Origin of the sequence: Cognatishimia activa (genome assembly GCF_001458335.1) — a bacterium.
Taxonomy (GTDB): Bacteria; Pseudomonadota; Alphaproteobacteria; order Rhodobacterales; family Rhodobacteraceae; genus Cognatishimia; species Cognatishimia activa.
The window spans coordinates 53821-75090 of the sequence record NZ_CYTO01000010.1; the positions used below are offsets into that span (position 1 = coordinate 53821).

General features: G+C 55.8%; 19 protein-coding genes. 13 read left to right on the forward strand and 6 right to left on the reverse strand.

What is annotated here, in order from left to right:
* Window positions 1-60: 60 nt before the first annotated feature.
* From TA5113_RS08065 to TA5113_RS08125, 13 genes are all read left to right on the forward strand, one after another.
* Window positions 61-1020, forward strand: a complete 960-nt coding sequence (locus TA5113_RS08065; RefSeq protein WP_082625840.1) for an SDR family NAD(P)-dependent oxidoreductase — start codon at window positions 61-63, stop codon at window positions 1018-1020.
* Window positions 1021-1223: 203 nt separating this feature from the next.
* Window positions 1224-2045 (forward strand): SDR family oxidoreductase, encoded by an 822-nt coding sequence (locus TA5113_RS08070; protein WP_058314548.1) that lies wholly within the window; start codon window positions 1224-1226, stop codon window positions 2043-2045.
* A 184-nt stretch (window positions 2046-2229) separates the two neighbouring features.
* Window positions 2230-3405: a substrate-binding domain-containing protein gene (locus tag TA5113_RS08075; RefSeq protein ID WP_058314549.1), complete on the forward strand. Its 1176-nt coding sequence runs from the start codon at window positions 2230-2232 to the stop codon at window positions 3403-3405.
* A 66-nt stretch (window positions 3406-3471) separates the two neighbouring features.
* The gene (locus TA5113_RS08080; RefSeq protein WP_058314550.1) at window positions 3472-4236 is read left to right on the forward strand and encodes an ABC transporter ATP-binding protein; all 765 of its coding nucleotides are present in this window, start codon (window positions 3472-3474) and stop codon (window positions 4234-4236) included.
* Entirely contained in the window at window positions 4229-4951 is a 723-nt protein-coding gene (locus TA5113_RS08085) for an ABC transporter ATP-binding protein (protein WP_058314551.1), read from the forward strand. Before TA5113_RS08080 ends, TA5113_RS08085 begins: the two co-directional genes overlap by 8 nt.
* 1 nt (window position 4952) lies before the next feature.
* A complete protein-coding gene (locus TA5113_RS08090) occupies window positions 4953-5984 on the forward strand; it encodes a branched-chain amino acid ABC transporter permease (protein ID WP_058314552.1) in 1032 nt (343 codons plus the stop codon).
* Window position 5985: 1 nt separating this feature from the next.
* Complete coding sequence (locus TA5113_RS08095) at window positions 5986-7044, forward strand: branched-chain amino acid ABC transporter permease (protein WP_058314553.1); 1059 nt, start codon at window positions 5986-5988, stop codon at window positions 7042-7044.
* A complete protein-coding gene (locus TA5113_RS08100; RefSeq protein WP_082625841.1) occupies window positions 7041-7826 on the forward strand; it encodes an alpha/beta fold hydrolase in 786 nt (261 codons plus the stop codon). Before TA5113_RS08095 ends, TA5113_RS08100 begins: the two co-directional genes overlap by 4 nt.
* Window positions 7823-8419, forward strand: coding sequence for a TetR/AcrR family transcriptional regulator (locus TA5113_RS08105; protein ID WP_058314554.1), 597 nt, complete (start codon window positions 7823-7825; stop codon window positions 8417-8419). The genes TA5113_RS08100 and TA5113_RS08105 overlap by 4 nt, the downstream gene beginning before the upstream one ends.
* Complete coding sequence (locus TA5113_RS08110; protein WP_082625842.1) at window positions 8416-9180, forward strand: enoyl-CoA hydratase/isomerase family protein; 765 nt, start codon at window positions 8416-8418, stop codon at window positions 9178-9180. The genes TA5113_RS08105 and TA5113_RS08110 overlap by 4 nt, the downstream gene beginning before the upstream one ends.
* A gap of 5 nt (window positions 9181-9185) precedes the next feature.
* Window positions 9186-10676, forward strand: a complete 1491-nt coding sequence (locus TA5113_RS08115; RefSeq protein WP_058314555.1) for a class I adenylate-forming enzyme family protein — start codon at window positions 9186-9188, stop codon at window positions 10674-10676.
* Entirely contained in the window at window positions 10669-11025 is a 357-nt protein-coding gene (locus TA5113_RS08120) for a MaoC/PaaZ C-terminal domain-containing protein (protein ID WP_058314556.1), read from the forward strand. The genes TA5113_RS08115 and TA5113_RS08120 overlap by 8 nt, the downstream gene beginning before the upstream one ends.
* Window positions 11019-11399, forward strand: a complete 381-nt coding sequence (locus TA5113_RS08125; RefSeq protein WP_058314557.1) for a hotdog family protein — start codon at window positions 11019-11021, stop codon at window positions 11397-11399. Before TA5113_RS08120 ends, TA5113_RS08125 begins: the two co-directional genes overlap by 7 nt.
* Window positions 11400-11417: 18 nt before the next feature.
* Here the strand turns inward: TA5113_RS08125 and TA5113_RS08130 are convergent, their stop codons facing one another.
* The 6 genes from TA5113_RS08130 to TA5113_RS08155 all read right to left on the reverse strand — a co-directional run bounded on the left by TA5113_RS08130 (window position 11418) and on the right by TA5113_RS08155 (window position 21256).
* Window positions 11418-12182, reverse strand: coding sequence for an SDR family oxidoreductase (locus TA5113_RS08130; RefSeq protein ID WP_058314558.1), 765 nt, complete (start codon window positions 12180-12182; stop codon window positions 11418-11420).
* A 1-nt stretch (window position 12183) separates the two neighbouring features.
* The gene (locus TA5113_RS08135; RefSeq protein ID WP_058314559.1) at window positions 12184-13755 is read right to left on the reverse strand and encodes a GMC oxidoreductase; all 1572 of its coding nucleotides are present in this window, start codon (window positions 13753-13755) and stop codon (window positions 12184-12186) included.
* Window positions 13752-15761: an acyltransferase family protein gene (locus TA5113_RS08140; protein ID WP_058314560.1), complete on the reverse strand. Its 2010-nt coding sequence runs from the start codon at window positions 15759-15761 to the stop codon at window positions 13752-13754. The genes TA5113_RS08135 and TA5113_RS08140 overlap by 4 nt, the downstream gene beginning before the upstream one ends.
* 143 nt (window positions 15762-15904) lie before the next feature.
* Entirely contained in the window at window positions 15905-19273 is a 3369-nt protein-coding gene (locus tag TA5113_RS08145) for an error-prone DNA polymerase (protein WP_058314561.1), read from the reverse strand.
* On the reverse strand, window positions 19270-20748 hold the full coding sequence (locus TA5113_RS08150; protein WP_058314562.1) for a Y-family DNA polymerase: 1479 nt from the start codon (window positions 20746-20748) through the stop codon (window positions 19270-19272). Before TA5113_RS08150 ends, TA5113_RS08145 begins: the two co-directional genes overlap by 4 nt.
* Entirely contained in the window at window positions 20690-21256 is a 567-nt protein-coding gene (locus tag TA5113_RS08155; protein WP_058314563.1) for an ImuA family protein, read from the reverse strand. The genes TA5113_RS08150 and TA5113_RS08155 overlap by 59 nt, the downstream gene beginning before the upstream one ends.
* Between the last annotated feature and the right edge of the window lie 14 nt (window positions 21257-21270).

Consider the following 21270-nt stretch of genomic DNA (forward strand, 5'->3'; position numbering starts at 1 on the left):
TGTTTTCAACGGAACTGAAGTGGTGCCCGACGCCACTTCAAGAGCTGAAAGGAAAAGCAAATGGCAAAACGGCACAAGCATTGGATCGACGCGGATACCCGCGCCAAAGACGTTTCTGGCAAAATTTACATCGTAACCGGTGCAAACTCTGGTGTTGGTCTTGAGACGACCCGTCAGTTGGTGACCCAAGGGGGCCACGTTGTCATGGCGTGTCGTCGTCCTGAGGCGGGCGAAGACGTCGCAAAGAGCTTCGCGGGGCTGAAGGGCTCTTACGAGGTGATCCGTTGCGACCTTGGCGATCTGCAAACCGTGCGTGATTTTGTTGCGACTTTCAAAGAGCGTCACGATCGTTTGGACGGTCTGATGTGTAATGCGGGTGCGGTGATCATGGGCTCGGAAGCGCAATACACCAAAGACGGTTTGGAACTGACTATGGCGGCAAGCTTTGATGGTCACTTCCTGCTGACTGAACTACTTCTGGACACCTTGAAAGCCTCTGCGCCGTCGCGGATCGGTATCCTATCCTCCGTTGTTCATGCGGGCAGCCCGAAGAACCGTCCAGCGTTGAACTTTGATGATCTGGATTGGAAGTCTCGCGACTACAGCGCTTTTGCGGCCTATGCCGAAGCGAAAGTTGCCAACGTTCTTTACGCAATGGAGTTGGATGAACGCCTGAAAGGCACCGGCGTAACCACCGCATCGATCCACCCCGGCTGGGCGCGGTCGAACTTCGGGTCAGGCGGCCCATTGTGGATGCGCGCAGTCATGGCGCTCGCGCGTCCGCTGACCCGCTCTATGAGCGACAGCAATGAAGAGTCTGCACAGACATCACTTCACGTGCTGCTGTCTGATGATGCGCCAAATCATTCCGGTGCCTATTTCAGCCAGTCCAGCGTTCTCTACCGTGACAAGGAATGTCGCAATGGCGGATGGCCTCTGAAGTCGCCGAACCCAAATGCGACCGATATGAGCTTGGCAAAGAAACTGGTTGAAGTTGGACGGACCCGCGTCGGTCTCTAAGGATTTTTGAACGATTTCAATTGAATAACCGATCCAACGGCCGCGCCCCGTTCAGGGGCGCGGCTTTTTTTGAACCGCCGTGTTATAGTTGAAGTGTGATTGGCGCGTTTCACCATTTTGTTGGCATCATCTGCTAATGAAAATGTGCCAGCCGGGGCCTATCTCCACTTCAACGAAACGATAAACGCGAAAGGGAATATCCCATGACACAGACAATTCTTATCACCGGCGCATCCACTGGTATCGGCAAAGAGACAGCGCAGCTATTCCAATCTCGCGGTTGGAACGTCATTGCGACTATGCGGACACCGGAAAACGGTGCCGAGCTTGCGGCGCTTGATAACGTTCTGGTCACTCGTTTGGATGTGACAGACGGTGCGTCCATCGAAGCGGCTGTCGCCGAAGGTATCGAGAAATTCGGCAAGATCGACGCTCTTTTGAACAACGCGGGTTACGGTGCATACGGACCGCTTGAAGCGTTCCCAATGGATCGTATCCGTCGCCAGTTTGACACCAATGTGATTGGCCTGCTGGAAACCACCAAAGCGGTACTGCCACACCTGCGTAAGCAGGGCTCTGGTACGATCGTCAATATTTCCTCCATCGGTGGTCAGATGACCTTCCCGCTGGGTACCCTCTACCACGGAACCAAATTTGCGGTCGAAGGTATCTCGGAAGCAATGCATTACGAGCTGGCAGCGGCAGGTATCAAGACCAAGATTGTTGAGCCAGGCATGATCAACACTGATTTCGCGGGTCGCTCATTTGACATGGTCAATGATGAGAGCATGACTGAGTACCAACCTGTCGTCCAGGCGCTGTTCGGTGCGTGGTCAGGTGATATCCAGGGCTCTGAGCCAATCGTTGTGGCCGAAGTGATCTGGAATGCTGTAACCGATGGCACTGACACCCTGCGTTACCGCGCCGGCGCGGACGCTGAGGAACTGCTGACCAACCGCAAGAATCTGGACGACGCGACCTTTATTGGCGGTCTGAAAGCTCAGCTTGGTTTGGACAAAATCTAAATTACATTTGGGCATCGCGCCCCAACCAATTGAGAATAAAGAAAACGCCGGTGTTTCACCGGCGTTTTTTGTTTGGCGATCTTTCGGTTTCTTCCCGTTCTAAGTCTCGAAACGAAACATTATTGACATGAATCATGATTCATGTTTCATATTTTGCAGGGAGAAAATCAGGGAGGATCCCCCAATGGTACGCTTTGCTGCCTTAACGGCGGTCGGTGCATTGATGGCATCGGCGGCGGTTGCAGAAATTCGAATTGCACATGTCTACGGTAAGACAGGCCCTTTTGAGGCTTATGCGGCTCAATCACACAATGGTTTGAAACTGGGGCTGGAATACGCCACCGGCGGGACCATGGAGATCAACGGCGAGAAGATCGTATTGATCGAAAAAGATACGCAGCTTAAGCCCGACATCGGTCGCGCTCAGCTCGAAGAAGCTTACGGCGACGATGATGTTCATATCGCTGTGGGTCCGGTTAGTTCTGGTGTTGCGCTAGCTATGTTGCCAGTCGCCGAAGAATATGAGCGTGTTCTGATTGTTGAACCGGCGGTGGCGGATTCCATCACGGGTGAGAACTGGAACCCATATATCTTCCGGACTGGCCGTAACTCTTCACAAGACGCGATTGCGAATGCGGTTGCTTTGGGTGGTGAGGGCGTGACCGTTGCCACATTGGCGCAAGACTATGCCTTTGGCCGCGATGGCGTTGCAGCGTTTAAAGAAGCGCTAGAAGCAACCGGCGCGACGATTGCGCACGAAGAATACGTGCCGACTGATACGACAGACTTTACGGCTGCGGCGGAGCGCATCTTTACCAAGATGGGCGACGTCGAGGGCGAAAAGAAGCTCTTCATCATTTGGGCCGGTGGCGGCAACCCGATGAGCAAGATCAATGCGATGGAGCCAGAACGCTTTGGCATTGAGATTGCGACCGGTGGCAACATTCTGGCGGCGCTAAAGGCGTACAAAGAACTGCCAGGAATGGAAGGCGCAACTTACTATTACTATGAAATTCCACAGAACCCGGTGAATGACTGGCTGGTAAAAACCCATTTTGAACGGTTTGACAGCCCACCCGATTTCTTCACTGCGGGTGGCATGTCCTCAGGGCTGGCGATCGTTGAAGCGATCAAAAAAGCCGGCGGCGCGGATGATACAGAAGCATTGGTGGCTGCCATGGAAGGGATGACATGGGAGACCCCGAAAGGTCCTATGCAATTCCGTGCTGACGATCACCAAGCCATGCAGAGCATGTACCACTTCCGCACTGAGATTCAGGACGGGAAAGACTACGGTGTCCCTGTTCTCGTCCGTGAAATTACCATGGATGAGATGAACATTCCGGTTCGCAACAAGTAGCATTCGGAAAGTTCCCTCACCGCTCCGGGGCAAGGGATGCTGCCCCGGAGTTTGGGAAATATACAAATGACAGAAACGCTTTTACAAACAGACGCACTGACCGTGCGCTTTGGTGGCCATGTGGCTGTCGATGCCGTGTCATGTAGTTTCAAAGCCGGTGAGCTGACCGCGATTGTGGGGCCGAACGGCGCAGGTAAGACAACTTACTTCAATCTGATCTCTGGCCAGATCCCCGCGAGTGCGGGCAACGTGACCTTGTTGGGAAAAGACATCACACGATTGGGGGTCGCAGAACGCTGCCGCCGCGGGTTGGGAAGGGCGTTTCAATTGACCAACCTGTTCCCGAACCTTTCGGTGCTCGAAAATCTGCGTTTGGTTATACAGTCGCGCGCCGAAAAAGGGTTTCAACTGTTTTCGATGGCCGACAGTCACGTTGAACTCACCAATGCCGCGATGGAAATCCTAGAGCGTGTTCGTTTGGCGAGCCAAAAAGAACAACTCGTTTCCGAGCTGTCTCATGGCGACCAACGCAAGCTGGAGGTGGCGCTTTTGATTGGGCTTGATCCCAAAGTTTACATGTTTGACGAGCCGACTGCAGGGATGAGCGTCGATGAAGCGCCAGTCATTCTGGATCTGATTGCCGAAATCAAAGCCGACACAAGTCGCACCGTTTTGCTGGTGGAACATAAACTCGACGTGATCCGCAGTTTGGCTGACAGAATTATTGTGCTGCACAACGGCGCATTGGCGGCGGATGGGCCTCCTGCAGAGGTGATGGCGTCTGCCGTTGTCCAAGAAGCCTATATGGGTAAGGAGCTGGACCATGTCTGACCCGATCCTGTCGTTAAACGCAGTTTACACTGACATTGCGCAGTACCACATCCTGCAAGGGGTCGACCTCAACGTGCCGCGCGGACAGGTCACTATGCTGTTGGGGCGAAATGGGGTCGGCAAGACGACCACGCTGAAAACCATCATGGGCCAATGGACGGCCAAAAGCGGGGAAATTCTATACGACGGTCAAGACATTGCGCGCATGCCCGTTTCGGCTCGCGCACGGGCCGGGATCGGTTTCGTTCCTGAAGACATGGGTATTTTCCGTGATCTGACCGTTGAAGAAAACATGGTCTTGGGCTGCAGCTCAGGGCCGCTTGATCCCAAACGTAAAGACTGGTTGCTAAGCGCCTTTCCTGCATTGGGAACGTTCTGGCACAGCGAGGCAGGAAACCTGTCGGGTGGCCAGAAACAAATGCTCTCCATCGCGCGTGCGATGGCTGAGGATCGCCGTCTTTATCTGATCGATGAACCGACCAAAGGTCTCGCACCGGCGATTGTCTCAACCATGGCGGAGGCCCTGCGCGAGCTCAAAGCGCAAGGGGCATCGATCTTATTGGTAGAACAGAATTTCTCTGTCGCCAGAGCGCTTGGCGATAGCGCCGCTGTTATGGACGACGGCAAGGTGATCTGGACCGGCGCTATGGCTGAACTTTCTGAAAACAAAGACCTTCAGGAACGTCTGATGGGTCTGAGCATGGAAGCGCATTAACATGACCGCAGCTCCTGATCATAAACCCACCTTTAGCAATTTGAGCCTAACGGAACGGCTGGACGAAGCCATGCCGATGCTCTTGATCCCGATCCTTGTGGTGCTTGGTTTCCTCGCAATTGGATCGCCGTCATCTTGGCTGACTTTGACCGTATCAGGGCTCGCCATGGGTATGATGATTTTCATCATGGCCTCTGGGCTGACCTTGGTGTTCGGCTTGATGGATGTCATTAACTTTGGCCACGGAGCGTTTGTTTCGGTGGGCGCATTCGTAGGCGTTTCAGTGCTGATTGCGCTGGGCGACTGGACTGGCGCAGCCTCGCTGCTGTTGAACATGTCGGCGATTTTTCTAGCAGTGGTCGCCGCGATGATGGTGACCGGGGCACTTGGCTGGGGCTTTGAGCGGGTGATCGTGAAACCCGTTTACGGGGCCCACCTCAAGCAAATCCTAGTAACCGTTGGTGGCTTGATCGTCATCGAACAGCTGATCCACGTGGTCTGGGGACCTGATGAGATTTTCATCAACCGCCCCGAGACGCTGAAAGGCGCGGTGACCTTCGCTGGGGCCGCAATGGAAAAATACCGTCTGCTCGCAGTAGGTATCGGCCTCGTTCTGTTCATCGCCATGCGCATGGTGCTGCGTCGCACTAAAATTGGCCTAATCGTACGGGCAGGGGTCGAGAATGGACCGATGGTCGAAGCGCTCGGCTACCGCTTGCGCATGGTTTTCGTGGGTGTGTTTATCGCGGGTTCGGCGTTGGCTGGATTGGGCGGTGTCATGTGGGGGCTTTATCAAGAAGTCATCACTGCTGGTATGGGCGAGAAGATGATGGTTCTGGTGTTTATCGTCGCCATTATTGGTGGGCTGGGTTCCGTCGAGGGCGCCTTCATCGGGGCGCTTCTGGTTGGCCTTTTGCAGAACTACGTCGCCTTTTTGGAACCAAAACTGGCGCTTGTGTCCAACATCGCGCTGATGACCGCAATTCTGATGTGGCGGCCGCAAGGCATGATGCCCGTGGTGAAGGCGAAATAAGATGATTGTGAAACTCCTCTCTGGCGATCAACCTCGCTCAGCAATCCTTACTGCGATCCTTTTGGTGATCCTGATTTGCCTCGCTGGCGCGCCGTTCATCTTTGACGGGGTGCGACCGCTGGATACAGCTGCGCGGATTTGTATCTTTATTCTGCTTGTCGCCAGTTATGACCTTTTGTTGGGCTATGGCGGTATCGTCAGCTTTGCCCACACGATGTTCTTTGGCCTCGGTGCCTATGGGGTTGCCCTTGCATCAATCCACATGGGGCGCGGCTTTGATGCGCTTTTGGTGGGCTCGATCTCAGGAGCGCTTGCCGCGGTTGTTTTGGCGCTGCTGATCGGCCTCTTTAGTCTTCGCGTTCGCGCGATCTTCTTTGCGATGATCACTTTGGCTGTGGCCTCTGCGGTGGCTGTTCTTGTTTCGCAATTCTCTGCCATTACCGGGGGGGAAGACGGGCTAACCTACAAAATCCCACGCGTGCTGACATCCGCAAACCGGATGGGTGAGTTCATGGGCACGAAGATCAGCGGCAAGATCCTGAACTACTACCTTGTGTTCACGGCGACCTTGATCTTGTTCTTGTTGCTTCTGCGCATCGTGAACTCACCGTTCGGGCGGGTGCTGCAAGCGATCCGTGAAAACGATTTCCGCGCTGAGGCCATCGGTTACCGCGTGGTCTGGTATCGCACAGCAGCGACATGCCTTTCTGCGGCGACTGCCGCGCTTGCAGGCAGCTTGTTTGCTATTTGGCTGCGCTACGTTGGTCCCGATACAACGCTGAGCTTTGAGATTATGCTAGACATCCTGTTGATGGTCGTCATCGGCGGCATGGGGACAATGTATGGTGCAGTGATTGGGGCGACCTTGTTTATTCTGGCGCAGACATACCTGCAAAACCTGATGGGCAGCGCGTCAGAGGCGACGTCGGCACTGCCATTGATCCCTGACTTACTAGATCCGGATCGTTGGCTGATGTGGCTGGGTATCTTGTTTATCCTCAGCGTGTATTTTTTCCCAACCGGAATTGTAGGTCGACTGCGCGAGAGCCGCCGCGCATGAGTGTGCCGGTCCTCTTTCTCCATGGCTGGGCCATGCAAGGAGCAGTCTTTAACGACCTATCCCGGCGTCTTGGCCCTGCATTTGAGTGCCATATGCCCGATCTTCCGGGTCATGGTGCTCGCTGTGAGGACGACGCGTCAATCGATGCATGTGTGGCGTTGGCCAAAGATTGGATTGATCGCTTAGATCAGCCGATTCTTGTCGGCTGGTCGATGGGAGCGGCGGTGGCCTGGAGCTATTTGGCGAAACATGGCGCGGCCAAACTTCGTGCGCTTGTTACGGTCGATATGAGTCCACGAATGGTACCGGATACGGACTGGGATCTGGGCCTGCGCGGCCAATCAGCGGAACATATTTATGCGACATCAGAGAAAATAATTCCCAAGTGGCCACGCCTGGCTGAAAGCATCGCCCATACAATGTTCGCGCCGGGCAGTGCCCCCGTCATGAGCCGCAGCGAAGCGCTCCAATTGTTGCTGTCGCAGAACCCAGCCCATCTGCGCCCACTCTGGGACGACATGGTGGCGATGGATATGCGCGCTTCAATCGCGAAAATTGACATCCCGTATCTGGTCTGTTCCGGTGCGCAGAGCCGTCTTTATGCTGATGAAACGTCGACATGGCTGGTTGAACGGGCGCGATATGCTTCTGCAAAGCGCTTTGCACATTCCGGGCACTCGCCTCATTTGGAAGAGCCCGATGCGTTTTGCGAGGCCCTGTGTGACTTCGTTAAGGAAAATAACTTGGCGGCAATCGCGCCAAAGCAAGAAGTGAAGTCATGAACAAACCAGCATCCGCCAAACCAAAAACCAAACGTGGACTTGAACGACGCGCCCAAATTCTTGCGGCAGCAGAGCAAGTGATCGGTCAACAAGGTTTTGCGGCGGCATCCATTGCCGATATCACACGCGCTGCTCAAACGGCGCTGGGAACGTTTTACATTTATTTCGCTAGCAAAGATGAACTGTTCCGCGAGTTGGTTCAGGATATGGGGCACGCCACGCGTTCCCAAGCTGCGGAGCAAGTTGCGGGCGCAAAGAACCGCCTGGAAGCGGAACGAGCCGGGCTATTGGCCTATCTTACGGTCGTGCGTGATCGCCCAATGCAATATCGCATCGTTGAGGAAGCACGTTTTGTCGACCCTGACGCATACCGTGAGTATTACACAGAGTTTGGAAAGGCCTATGCCGATCAACTTGATCAAGCGGTCGAGAAAGGCGAGATCTCTCCGGGCGATGCCGAGGTTCGCGCATGGGCATTGATGGGGGCTGCGAAAGCGCTGGGCGAACGGTTTGTCCTATGGGACGATGATGTTGATCTAGACCACGTAGTGGAAGAGGCTCACCGGTTCATTTGCAAGGGGCTGGCACCATGAGCGGGGTCGCGTGCGAACAGATGATCTTACCGGGGCTTGAGCCGTGTTTTCGCATCAAGATGAATGCGCCACGTTCAAACGCATTAGAGCCGGGATTGCTGTCGGAATTGCGCGGCGCATTTGATGCGATTGAACGGTCTGGGGTCACCAAAGTTTTGCTGAGCAGTGGCCGCAACTTTTCTACAGGTGGTGACGTTGGTCGGTTTTATGAGGCCGCGCAGAATGGCAATGCTGAACAATACGCCAAATCCGTTGTTCCGGCGCTGCAAGATCTTGTTCTTCGAATGCTTTCAATGCCCGTTATTATTGCTGTTTCAATACGTGGGGCCGTAACCGGAGGTGCCGCTGGCCTGGTTTTTGGATCTGATCTGGCGACCGCTGCTCCCGACGCATTCATGCAACCTTACTACAGTGCCGTCGGGTTTGCGCCAGATGGAGGCTGGACAGCCGTGTTGCCAAAGTTGATCGGCACCGGTCATGCCAGAGGGTGGTTGATGTCTAACCATCGATACAACGCGGCCAAATTACATGAGTTGGGATTGGTGCAGGCGGTGGATAGTGATCCCGATGCTCAGGCGCTCACATTGCTGGATCAATTGGATGTCGGGTCTGCCTTGGCAACAAAATCATTGCTTTGGAACGCACGCACGCTTGCGGAGGTACAGCAGGGGCTAGGGGCAGAGACTTCGGCATTTGAAAACCTGATTGGTCGCCAGGAAACACTTTCTCGCATGGAAGGGTTTCTGCAAACGGCAGGGTAGGTGTGATGTTTGATGTAATCCCAGATATGGCCGCCAAACGAGCGGAGCTGACGCCAAGCAATTTGGCGTTTCACGATACGACGTCGAGGCGGGATTGGACTTTTTCTGAGATCAACGATGCCGCAAACGCGGTCGCAGCCGGGTTTACTTCCTCTGGCCTTGCGGATGGGGATCGTGTCGCCATTCTTTGCCACAACTGCGCAGAATTTTTCGTCGCGCTTTTTGCCTGCCAAAAGACCGGCGTGATCCTGTGTCCACTCAACTGGCGCCAACCCGCTGCTGAGTTGATCGAGACAGTGAAACAGGTTGGGGTTTCGCTATTGCTGACAGATGCTGCACATCAGGAAACCGCAAAGGCAGTTGCTGAAGCCATCAGGTCGCCGCTCGTGAGCCTTGCAGAAGACTTTGCTAGTTGGATCGAAACGGGCGGGCCCTCTTTGAATGAAGCGATACCTGCCGAACGGCCTTGGTATCTATTGTTCACGTCTGGCACCACCGGCCTCCCGAAATCAGTTATCCAAACCGCGCGCATGGCATGGGCAAATTTGGTCAATATCGGTCAAGCAATTGAGATCACATCGAAAGACCAGAGTGTTTGCTTCCTGCCATTGTTCCATACCGCAGGAATAAATCTCTACACCATGCCTTTGTTCCTCACGGGTGGCTCCTCGACAATTATTCCAAATTTTGATGCCGAGACGATGGTTGCACTATTATCGTCCGGCAAGATCAGTCAGTTCTTTGCGGTTCCTGCGGTCTATCAGGCGCTCTCTCTCTGGCCAGATATCGAGGCCATTGATTGGACCAACATCCGCTGTGGCTGTGGTGGCGCGCCACTGCCTGAACCCTTGATCCTGCAGTTTTCTGGCATGGGGGCAAAGGTGCTCAACGGTATGGGCATGACAGAAACTGGACCGACGGTATTCCTAATGGACCCTGAGAACGCGACCAAAAAGATTGGCTCCATTGGCAAACCGCGCAGCCTTGTCGAAGTGCGCCTAGATGGCGTGAGAGATGGTCAAGAAGGTGCGGGCGAAGTCCAGCTTCGCGGTCCCGGGATCACTCCAGGCTATTTTGGCAATCCTGAAGCCACCGCCAAAACCTTCACGGATGACGGTTGGTTGGCAACTGGCGATGTCGCGCGGCGTGACGGGGATGGATATTATTTCGTCGTGGACCGCATCAAAGATATGTTCATCTCTGGCGGCGAAAACGTCTATCCTGCAGAGGTCGAACGCGTCCTGAATGTCCACCCGGCGATTTTAGAAACCGCTGTCATTGGTGTTCCCGATGCAAAATGGGGTGAAACTGGCGCGGCCTATCTGATGCTGCGCCCGGGTGAGACAGTTGATCTAGAAACCCTGCGCCCGTGGTGTCGAGAGCGATTGGCCGCCTACAAGGTGCCCGCGCATCTTCGCATTGTTGATGACTTCCCTAGGACTGCAGCAGGTAAAGTGTGCAAACCCGATCTCAGAGAGGCATTTTCCAATGATTGACCTGGAAGAATTCTGGATCCCAACCCAGTCTGAGTTTGATCGCTTTGCAGAGGTTTCCGGCGACGATAACGCAATTCACGTGAACCCTGCATTTGCCACAACCACCGCATTTGGTCGGACAGTCAGCCATGGAATGCTGATTTACACGAAGATTTGGGGCGTATTGAAACATCACATGCCGCAGGCCCAATTTGTGACTCAAAAACTCATGTTCCCCAACCCAGCCTTCGCTGAAGAGAAACTTATTCTAAAGCTTATTCAAAAGACGCCTCATGTGATTGAGATGCGTGTCACGCGGATGCACGATGGAGCGGAATGTCTTGTCGGGGAGGCTGAGATCTTATGCTAACGGTCGGACAATCTGCGCAGATTACGCGCACGTTTTCAGAACGCGATTTCATAACTTACGAACAGCTTAGTGGCGTTCGGGTCACCGAGATTCCAGAACCGCTCATTGCAGCGCTGTTCTCCTACTTATTAGGGGTGAAACTGCCGGGTTCCGGCACAAACTACCTCAAGCAAGAGTTGAAATTTATAGCTCCCGCGCCTTTGGATGCGACGCTCACGGCAAAGGTCGAGATCACCGATTTACGCGCCGACAAACACCTCGTTGATCTTTGGGCGAGCTGCATTTTGGAAGATGGTACCGTCATTTGCGAAGGCCGCAGTTTGGTCAAAGCCAAAGATGTGATTGATGCGTTCCCGTCGCCTCAAACGGCTTGAGGACAATCGGTTTGGAAGCTAGCTCAACCGGCGAGGTGCCCGCGCGCGCATGAACAGTCGGTCTTTGAGTTTTTGTTTCAATCCCCGAGGCGGCAGGATCTCTGTATCCATCTCAAAAGTCGCTCCAGTGTAGGACGGTTCCATTCTCTGCGCGAGCTCTGCGCCCCATTTTGCGGCCGCATCGGGGGCGAGACCATTGGGAATGCCCATTTCGGTGGCGAGCATACCGGGCATCCAGTCGTTGATGACGATGCCCGGAAACCGGTCACTAAGATCGGCGATCAACGCCCGGGTAAATATGCGCGCAGCGCCTTTTGAAACTGAATAGGCAGAGGCTCCGGGAAGTGGGTTCAGGTCGGCAAATGTGGCGACGTTGAGGATGCGGCCTTTTCCGCGTTCCGTCATGTCTTTCAGCGCCGCTAAGCTGCAGGCCACGACACCGCCAAAGTTGACATTTTGGGTCTCAAAGTAGCTCTCGGTCGTTTCGTCCAAAATGTCCTGTTGTGGGTATACGGCGGCGTTGTTGATCAAGAGCGCGATGGGGCCATGTTCCTCGATGATTTTTTCGAAGGCGCTAGTGACGGCAGAGGCATCGGCCACATCAAGTTGGACTGGGAGCACTGACCCCGGTGCCAAGCTGGCGGTTTCTTCAATTGCCGGCAAGCGCCTGCCGATGGCCACCACCGTGAAGCCCGCACGGCTTAGTTCAATCACCAACGCACGTCCAAGTCCTGATCCGCCACCGGTGACAACGGCAATTCCCTCATCAGGTGATAGTCTCATGTCAGTCTTCCTTGGTGTTCATCAGCCGATCAGCCACCCGCAGAGCGTTTGCGGCGATCGTGAGGCTCGGATTTACGCCCATCGATGTGGGCATGAAAGAGGCGTCGGCAACCCATAGGTTTTTGATGTTATGAGCGCGGCAATCACGGTTCAAGACGCTGTTCTTTGGATCGGTCCCATAACACAACGTTCCGCTTGGATGCCCGTAATTTAGGTCCGCTCCCAAGCTGATTGGCGCGCGACGCATACCCTTCGTGCCCTTCAAAATGGCGCGTCGAAAGGCTTTGCGACGTTTCAGCAGCTCATCATGAAATTGGTATTCGACCTTGATCTGATCCGGGGCAGCTTGGTCGAACAAGACCCGGTTTTCGGGGTAAGGCAGATCCTCCATCAATCCCACAAAGATTTGCGCGTGGCCGCAGAGTTTTTCCGCAAGCGCCGCAGGAATGCGTGCAAGTTCGCGGGTCAACCGAGAAGACCCAGACCGACTGCGTGCCATCATCAGACAGAGATAGTGGTGGATTTCCCCATAGGACGCTTTGATGCCCATGGCTTGCAGGGTGCCAAAGCGTTGGCCATCTCTGGCATAGAAATCACGTACGGAAATCGCTTTGGTCGGCTTTGGGGTTTCGACTTTGCCCTTAGGCCAAAAGGCAAAGAGCTCGTTCAAGTGAAACATAAGGTTCCGTCCAACCAGATCATTCTCGTTACAAGGGCCGTCGGGCCAAGCCTCGCTCTTTGAGGCGAGGAGAATACGGGGAGAGTTCAACGCTCCGGCGGCAAGCACATATTGATCGGCGGTTAGATTGAAGGTTTGACCGCTGTGAAGGACCTCGACACCCTCAATCGAGGGGTTAGATCCCAACAAACGGGTCACTTTAGCGCCGGTCAAAAGCGCGGCATTTCCGGTTTTTAGGGCCGGTTCCACGCCTGCAGAGCGCCCATCCATCTTGCATTCGGGGTTTGCGCATTTACGGCCCAAGCAATCGCGACAGTTTGAGCCCGGTACCAGAGCTGTATGCGCATGATAAGGATGTGCGCCCGCCTGTTGAAACCCATCAACCAGCGCGTTTTCAGTGTCATTGAAAGCGGGTGGCGTCCTAAGTGCGGCAGCGGGTTCCTTTGAAAGTGGGTCCGGTGCGCCATACACCTGAAATCGTTTGTAGGCCTCATCATACCATGGGCGCATGGCATCAAATCCAACGGCCCATCCCCCGGTCGGGTGAGCCATGGCTTCGGTGGTTTCCAAATCGTGACGTTCGGGGCGCTCTAGAGTTGCTGCGTAAAAGACAGACGATCCGCCAACGCCAGCCCCGATTGGCGCAAAAAACTCTGAAGTGTTTCCGTTCAGGGAAACCGACATGGGCTGCGGCCACAGTCCACGTGCCAATCGTGCGTTGGGTAAAATGGTTTCGGAGAGGCCGTTGGCCTCAGACCGCTTGCCCGCGCGCCCGAACTCGACAAAAAGCACTTTTTTCCCTGCCTCGGCCAAGGCTCGGCCAATGGTGCCGCCGCCCATTCCAGTGCCAATCACGATGACGTCCCATTTCTGCTGTGCAAATGGATGCGTCATTGCGCGTTGCTTTCAAAGATCGGCTCAAAAACGTTGCGAATTCTGAGAGCGGCGCTGTTGGTCAAATGATTGTTGTCGAAATATTGGCCGATACCGTCATGTATCGCCGAGCAGGTTGCATCGTCACAGAATTGCTCCCAGCTGCGGATGATTTTGATTTTTGCGTCTGCTTCCAATGCAGTCCAAACACCGTTGAAACCATCCTGCCTGTCAGCCACGTCGCTGAGGTTCATGTCTGTGTCGATGGTTTTCGTATTCGAAAATGGCACAGTGCTTAGCGCATGGTGGCGCGCTGCTAGCCGGCTGTCATATCCGGCGACCTCTGGAGGTTGCTCAAATACAAAGACCTTTTTGCCGGAAGACATGAGCCGTTCGACCGTTGTCTTGGCGGCTTCGTGCAGCGCTTCGGTTTGCGGTTGGTTCGGATCCGCGCTTGCCATGACCGTGATCTCATTATGCTCGTCCAGACCGTCACCTGTTCCGGACCAATAATAGGTCCAGCGCCCGACAAGTAGGATGGTTTCGAGCGAAGGCATCTGAGACAAAGCGACATCAATCTGTCTGTTCGCTTCACCGCAGGCAGAATTCTGAGACGGGGTCGCGCTGTTTTCGACTTTCTCAAGCCCAAAGAGTGGTGGGCACCCTGCGCGCCAGATGATGACACCGGGGGTGTTCGCTTCATGGCTCGCAAGATCTAGCCCCTCGCGCAAAGCACGCACATGGCTGTCTCCCCAGACGAGCAGTTTTGGCGCACCTTCGGGTCCAATTGGGCAAAGCTCCAACCCTTTGAATGGACCATCTGCATGCACCTCGCATCTGCTCCAATCCTGCAAGAAGTCCGCGGTTGCCCCAATATGGGTCTGCGCGGTTTCAGTAAAACGCGTGGTGATGCCGTTTTGTTTGAAAACACCCGCGGAAATCGCGAGCGCGAGGCCAGAGGCCACGACCGTCCCACCAAAGATCATTCTGCCGCTGATGGATTGGCTTTTGCGTACCGGCAACTCGACAAAGCGCCAGCTGAGCGTTGCGATGACAAGGCACACCAGCAGCCAGGCAGCGATTTCTATGGGGCCGCCGAATTCGCCACGCAGATAAAGTGCGAGGACGAGGATTGGCCAATGCCAGAGGTAAAGCGAATAAGATATCTTGCCAAAAAAGACCGGAATCGCGCGCGAAAGAGTTGCGTTTACGACGTTGTTTGAAGCCCCGTTGAGTAACAAAAGCACGGTGCCAAATACCGGCAGGACCGCGAGGTATCCTGGGAATTTTTCGCCGGCGGGGATCAATGCAAATGATGCGATGAGGCAGATAAGACCCAAGATTGAAACGCTTGCTGGAAGTTCAATCGGGGTTCGCCGCTCTGCCACATAGATTGCCAATAGAACGCCTGACAGCAGTTCCCATGCGCGGAATGGGAACAGGAAGAACGTCGCTGTGGGGTGGTTTGGCGTTAAGACAATGCATGCGATCAGGGAGCCAATCCACACAATACCAAGCGTGAGAAGGAAGCTTTTGCGCGCCCATGCGAGGGCAATAAAGAGCAGCGGCAGGACGATGTAAAACTGTTCCTCGACAGCCAAAGACCACGTGTGGAGCAGGGGCTTTTCTTCGGACACCGTGTCAAAATACCCGGCGCTGCGGAAGAACAGCACGTTGGACAGATAAACCGTGGCCGCAATCGCGGATTTCGCAAATTCGCGATACTCAAAGGGGAGAAGGATGAACCATCCCAACGCAAATGTTGCAAAAAGCATCGTGAAAAACGCGGGTGCCAGGCGGCGGAAGCGGCGGATGTAGAATGCGACTAGACGGATGCGGCCGGTATCGCGGTGCTCTCGCCAAAGGATGCCGCCGATTAAGAAACCAGAGATCACAAAAAACACATCCACCCCAGTGAAGCCGCCCTGTAGCGGTACCCCGAAATGGTAAAGCACCACCGAGATCACCGCGATGGCGCGCAGCCCGTCGATTTCGGGGCGGTAGGCTTGGGGTGAGGCACCGCTCATCTTAGGCCTGCAAGTGTTTGAAAACGAATGACCATTTTCGCTGTTTATCCGTAGCTGCTCTGCATTTGTTTCTTGCTATTTTAGCTTGGATTTTCCCTATCGGCCAAATGCGGCGAAGATAAGGTCCTTCATGGGCGCAGGATCTAATGGAAATCTCGGCTTGGAAAGAGCCGTTTTGCTTGCTCTCTTGGATGCATTGCACGTGCTGGATAGCGCGCAGTTTTGGGCGTGTCATCCGTGCGAGCGGCTTCGGTGCTCAGCGCCTCGGGCATCGGGTGTGCCAGCTCTGAGAGCTTATAAGACAGATCCTCCACATGTTGCGCAATCAGATGCACAACGATGCCTTCCCGCTGCAGGTAACCCGAGATTTTCAGCAGCCGTCCCCCCATAACCATCCGGCGGAATTGTTCATATATTTTCGGCCAGACAACCACATTGCAGACCCCGGTTTCATCTTCCAATGAGATGAAGATCACCCCAGAGGCCGTGCCGGGTCGTTGTCGGGTGATCACCAAGCCGCAGACGCTGTGTTGGCCGAGCGGCACATCAAACAGCGCCGCGTGGGGGGTGAGGTCAGGGATCAGGGGGCGCAGCAGCTCCATCGGGTGACTGCGCAGGGTCAGGCGGGTAGAGACGTAGTCTTCGACCACTTCTTCGCTAAGCTGCATGGTGGGCAGATCTACGCGGGGTTCATGGATGCCTTCGCCATCGATTGGGTCGTTAAACAGCGGCAGGGGTTTCTGACTGCGAATGGCTTTCACCTGCCAAAGCGCATCCCGGCGGGTTAGTCCCATATCAGAAAACGCATCCGCTTCGGCCAAACGGGTCAGCGCATCGGGGCGCAATCCTGCACGTAGCCAGAGCGCTTCGGGGTCGGGATAGCCATTGCCACGGGCGGCGACAATCCAACCGGCATCCTCTTCTTTGAACCCTTTGATCTGGCGAAACCCAAGGCGCAGGGCGAGAGCGCCGTCCGTGCGCCGTTCAAGTGTATTGTCCCAAGTGGAATGGTTCACACAGATCGGGCGGACCTCGACGTTATGCTCGCGCGTATCACGCACGATTTGGGCGGGGGCGTAAAACCCCATGGGTTGGGAGTTCAGCAAAGCACAGGAAAAGATCGCCGGGTGGTGGCGTTTCATCCAAGCAGAGACATAAGCCAGCATGGCAAAGGCCGCCGCATGGCTTTCCGGGAAGCCGTAATCGGCGAAACCTTCGATTTGGGAAAAACAGCGGTCGGCGATTTCCGGGGTGTAGCCCTTCTTCAGCATGCCTTGGATGAACTTATCACGGAAACTGCCAATGGTGCCCATGCGCCGAAATGATGCCAGCGACCGGCGCAGGTGGTCCGCTTCTTCCGCCGTGAAACCGGCCCCGACCACGGCGATCTGCATGGCTTGTTCCTGAAACAGCGGTACGCCAAGGGTGCGTTCCGTGACTTTTTCCAGTTCAGGACCAAAAGGTTCTGGGCTTTCCAACCCATTCCTGCGCCGAATATAGGGCTGCACCATATCGCCTTGGATCGGGCCGGGGCGAATGATCGCCACTTCAATTACCAAGTCATAAAAGGTCTGGGGGCGCATGCGGGGCAGAAAGTTCATCTGCGCGCGGCTTTCCACCTGAAACACCCCAACCGCATCCGCCTGACAGAGCATGTCATAGGTGGCTTTGTCCTCTTGCGGGACCTTGGCGATGCTCAGGTTCTGGCCATCATGCTCGGACATCAGTGCAAAAGCCTTGCGGATGCAGCTGAGCATCCCAAGCCCTAAAATATCGACCTTTAAAATCCCCAGCGCGTCGATGTCATCCTTGTCCCATTCAATGACCGTGCGGTCTTCCATCGCTGCGTTTTCAATGGGCGAAAGTTCGTCCAACCGCCCGCGTGTGATGACAAAGCCTCCCACATGTTGAGACAGATGCCGGGGAAAGCCGATGATCTCTTTAATCAGGTGAATGGTCTGCATCAGGCGCTTGTCGCTCGGGTCCAAGCCCAGCTCGCGAATGCGTTCTTCTTCGACGCCCCCATTGCCAATGCCCCAGATCTGGCTGGACAGCCCGGCGGTGACGTCTTGGGACAGGCCCATGACCTTGCCCACCTCACGGATCGCCCCGCGCGAGCGAAAATGGGTGACCGTGGCGCAAAGCCCGGCGCGGTGGCGGCCGTATTTTTGATAGATCCACTGAATGACCTCTTCGCGGCGTTCATGTTCGAAATCCACGTCGATATCCGGCGGCTCACCACGGTATTTGGACACGAACCGTTCAAAGACCATTGTGATCATGTCCGGGCTGACATCCGTAATACCCAGCAGATAACACAGGATGGAATTGGCCGCAGATCCACGCCCTTGGCAGAGGATGCCTTGGGATTTCGCGAATTGCACAATGTCATGCACGGTGAGGAAATAGGCTGGAAAATCAAGATCTTTGACGAGCTTTAGCTCCTTCTCCATGAGTTCCAGCGCCTTTGGTGTTGGACCATCAGGATAGCGGCGCTGCAATCCTTCGTGGGCGAGCCGCTCTAGCCGGTCCTGCGGGGTTTCCTCTTCGGTTTCCTCGTGGGGGTATTCGTAAGACAACTCTCCTAAATCAAAGCTACACCGATCGGCGATTTCGACGGTGCGGCGCAGGGCGGCGGGGTGTTTGCGGAAAAGCCGCGCAAGGTCCGCGCCGGATTTCAGGCGGCGTTCGCCATTGGGCAGGGCGCGGGTGCCGATTTCATCAATGGTGATGTGTTCACGCATGCAGGTCAGCACATCGGCCACCTGCCGGCGATTGGCGCGATGCATCAAGACATCGCCAACCGCCACCATGGGGGCAGAGGTTTTTTGCGAAAGCTTGGCGCAGGCCGTCAGGTATGCCTGATCGCTGCCATCATAGCGCGGCGCGGCCCCCAGAAAAACGTGGTTTGGGAAGGTGCGGCGCATGGTTTGGATATCGCCTGTGGCCGCCGTCAGCCGGGTTTGGGGCAGGGCGATGAGGATCATACCTTTACAGCCGCCAAGCAAGTCTTTGGTGTAAAGCGTGCATTGGCCTTTCTCGGCCCGGCGTTTGCCAAGGGTCAACAGGCGGGTGAGCCGCTCGTAGGCCACCCGGTCCCGGGGCAGGGCGACCCAGTGGACCGGGCTGTCTTGCAGCACCAAACGGCTGCCGACGATCAGTTTGGGTAGGCTGAGGATGTCGGGCTTGGCGATGTCGTCTTTGGGACCAATCGGCTGACGCGAGGAAGAGTCGATTTGCTGCTGAGACCGGATTTGCAAGGCGTCTTGGCTCTCGCGTTTGAGTTCACGCAGGGCGCTCCATGCGCGCACAACCCCTGCAAGGGAGTTGCGGTCGGTGATGGCAATGGCCGACAACCCCAGTTCGGCAGCGCGCACCATCAGCTCTTCGGGATGGGAGGCCCCGGTAAGGAAGGTGAAATTGCTGGTCACACAGAGTTCGGCATAGGGCTCTGTGGGCGCGAAAGGGGCGTAGGGCACATAGGCGGGGGGATGTTTGTGTTTGGCGCTCATGCGAACTCCCCTTGCACATACCAACCCGGGTCTTGGGGGGTATAAAACATCCACAGGCGGCGGCCCTGAGTGGTTTCCACGCGCCAATAATCCCGCACGCCCGCCCGCCAGTTGTCATCAGAGAACCACCATTCCGGTGCGATGCGCTCGGGACCTGTGGCACGGCCCAAGGCAAGCGACATGCGCCTCCACCGGAAGCGTTCCGGTGGTTGATTGCCTGATGCGGCGATGGCTTCCGGGGGAAACAGGCAGACCGGGCGTGGATGGGTATGAGGCCAGCTGCTGTCTGGTTCGCTATAGGCCACGGGGGAGGTGATAAAACTCCGCTCAGGGATATGGCTGTCAGCGGGCAAAAGCCGGGTGATGTTTTCCAACCCAATGCGGGTGCCAAGGCGGGTGACCAGATCGTCTAACTTGTTCTTATCCTTGCCAATCACATGGCTGATCTGCTGAACGGGCAGGGGTTCCACTTGGGTGGCTTCAAGGCGCAATTGGTCAATGCCGAAACCGGCATCGATTTCGGTCATGCCGCGCTCAAACAAAGGCAGGATGCGCTGGGCATCGCGTAAGGGTCGCGCCAGGCGGAGTTCAACTTGCTGGTGGCCCTGATCCACCCGCCTGAGGGTCACGCAAAGCTGCCGTGCCCCCATCTCTTGGGATTTCAGCTTGGCGCAGAGTTGCGTCAGCAGTCGCTCGGTGCCGGACATGACATCACTGAGCAGCCCAATAGGTTCTGGCAAAGTGATCCGCACCCCGTAATGGGGTGGTTCCGCAAGGGGTGTGATCTCTTCCGGTTGCTTTCCAAGCGCTTGATCAAGCCGCATCAGCGGGTCGCGCCCAAAGCGCCGAGCGAAAGGCGCGCGGGGCGTGTCGGCCAGATCCCCCACCTTGCGCAGGCCGAGGCGCTGAAGAGCAACGGAGGTGTCGTCCGGCAATCGCAGCGCTGCAATGGGCAGGGATTTCAGCGCGCTCAGCATGTCACCCGTTGGAGCGATACCCTCGCCGAAATGGGCCAGCGCCCAAGCGGCCCCACGGGTATCCGCAAGGCCGATCTGCGCCCCCAGCCCGGCTTTGCCGAGCCGCGCGCGCAGATCGGCGACCAGTGCCTCTTCGCCCCCAAACAAATGGGTGGAACCGGTGACATCCAAAATCAGCCCGTCTTCGCCTTCGAGCCCCACCCAAGGGCAATAGCGTGTAGCCCAACGGCGCAAAATATTGAGAAACCTTGCATCCTGTTCGGGTTTGGCCTGCGAGCTTTGCAGGCTGGGGCAAAAGGCGCGGGCGTCTGAATAGGACATGCCCCGTTCCAACCCCTGATCTGTGGCCGCTTGATTGAGGCAATAAATCCGGTTTGCATTGTTCTGTTTCAGGGTCAGCGCAAAGGGGGCTTCAATCGGGCAAGCCCTCAGATACCGGTCACTCGCCAGACGCGGAAACCAGATCGAGACGACGCGACGCTGTATCCCATCGAACATGCCAGACACCCAATGTTCCTGATTTGTTCTTTATAAGTTCCCACCGGTTCAGAGTCGAGTCATAGGGTGAGGCATGGGGCGAAAACGCCGGCCGGCATTGCCACCGGGTCTCTGCTGCATTGCTGCCCATGCCTTCGGGGATAATGGCGAGGCCGACGGATTTTCCATCTCTGGCAGCCAGTTGCAGGCGACGTCCCTCAGTCAGGCCAATGGGTTTGCTCAGCGCAATCACCACAAGGGGCAGGGCACCAGAGCGCAGTGCTTCTTCCGCCACGGCCAGTGATTCCAGCTGATCTTTGGTGTGCCCCAGCAGGATCTTGGAAGGATCGAGAAAGGCGGTGATTCCATTTGGGTTGAGCTGGGTCGGCTCCCAAGTCTCTCGGATCCAAAGGAAATTCTCACCTAGATGTGCTGCCAGCGAGAAGGCAAAGCCATAGGCACCCGCACCGCAGACTTCATGGGTGCGACCTTTGCTTAACGGAAAAAATGGCAGGGCAGCGCGCATCATTGGATGAGACTACC

Coding starts and splice junctions, on each gene's coding strand:
- TA5113_RS08080 (WP_058314550.1), top strand. CDS start 3,472: ATGACAGAAACGCTTTTACAAACAGACGCACTGACCGTGCGCTTTGGT.
- TA5113_RS08135 (WP_058314559.1), bottom strand. CDS start 13,755: ATGACGCATCCATTTGCACAGCAGAAATGGGACGTCATCGTGATTGGC.
- TA5113_RS08105 (WP_058314554.1), top strand. CDS start 7,823: ATGAACAAACCAGCATCCGCCAAACCAAAAACCAAACGTGGACTTGAA.
- TA5113_RS08075 (WP_058314549.1), top strand. CDS start 2,230: ATGGTACGCTTTGCTGCCTTAACGGCGGTCGGTGCATTGATGGCATCG.
- TA5113_RS08090 (WP_058314552.1), top strand. CDS start 4,953: ATGACCGCAGCTCCTGATCATAAACCCACCTTTAGCAATTTGAGCCTA.
- TA5113_RS08125 (WP_058314557.1), top strand. CDS start 11,019: ATGCTAACGGTCGGACAATCTGCGCAGATTACGCGCACGTTTTCAGAA.
- TA5113_RS08120 (WP_058314556.1), top strand. CDS start 10,669: ATGATTGACCTGGAAGAATTCTGGATCCCAACCCAGTCTGAGTTTGAT.
- TA5113_RS08095 (WP_058314553.1), top strand. CDS start 5,986: ATGATTGTGAAACTCCTCTCTGGCGATCAACCTCGCTCAGCAATCCTT.
- TA5113_RS08145 (WP_058314561.1), bottom strand. CDS start 19,273: ATGAGCGCCAAACACAAACATCCCCCCGCCTATGTGCCCTACGCCCCT.
- TA5113_RS08150 (WP_058314562.1), bottom strand. CDS start 20,748: ATGTTCGATGGGATACAGCGTCGCGTCGTCTCGATCTGGTTTCCGCGT.
- TA5113_RS08155 (WP_058314563.1), bottom strand. CDS start 21,256: ATGATGCGCGCTGCCCTGCCATTTTTTCCGTTAAGCAAAGGTCGCACC.
- TA5113_RS08070 (WP_058314548.1), top strand. CDS start 1,224: ATGACACAGACAATTCTTATCACCGGCGCATCCACTGGTATCGGCAAA.
- TA5113_RS08115 (WP_058314555.1), top strand. CDS start 9,186: ATGTTTGATGTAATCCCAGATATGGCCGCCAAACGAGCGGAGCTGACG.
- TA5113_RS08100 (WP_082625841.1), top strand. CDS start 7,041: ATGAGTGTGCCGGTCCTCTTTCTCCATGGCTGGGCCATGCAAGGAGCA.
- TA5113_RS08085 (WP_058314551.1), top strand. CDS start 4,229: ATGTCTGACCCGATCCTGTCGTTAAACGCAGTTTACACTGACATTGCG.
- TA5113_RS08065 (WP_082625840.1), top strand. CDS start 61: ATGGCAAAACGGCACAAGCATTGGATCGACGCGGATACCCGCGCCAAA.
- TA5113_RS08110 (WP_082625842.1), top strand. CDS start 8,416: ATGAGCGGGGTCGCGTGCGAACAGATGATCTTACCGGGGCTTGAGCCG.
- TA5113_RS08130 (WP_058314558.1), bottom strand. CDS start 12,182: ATGAGACTATCACCTGATGAGGGAATTGCCGTTGTCACCGGTGGCGGA.
- TA5113_RS08140 (WP_058314560.1), bottom strand. CDS start 15,761: ATGAGCGGTGCCTCACCCCAAGCCTACCGCCCCGAAATCGACGGGCTG.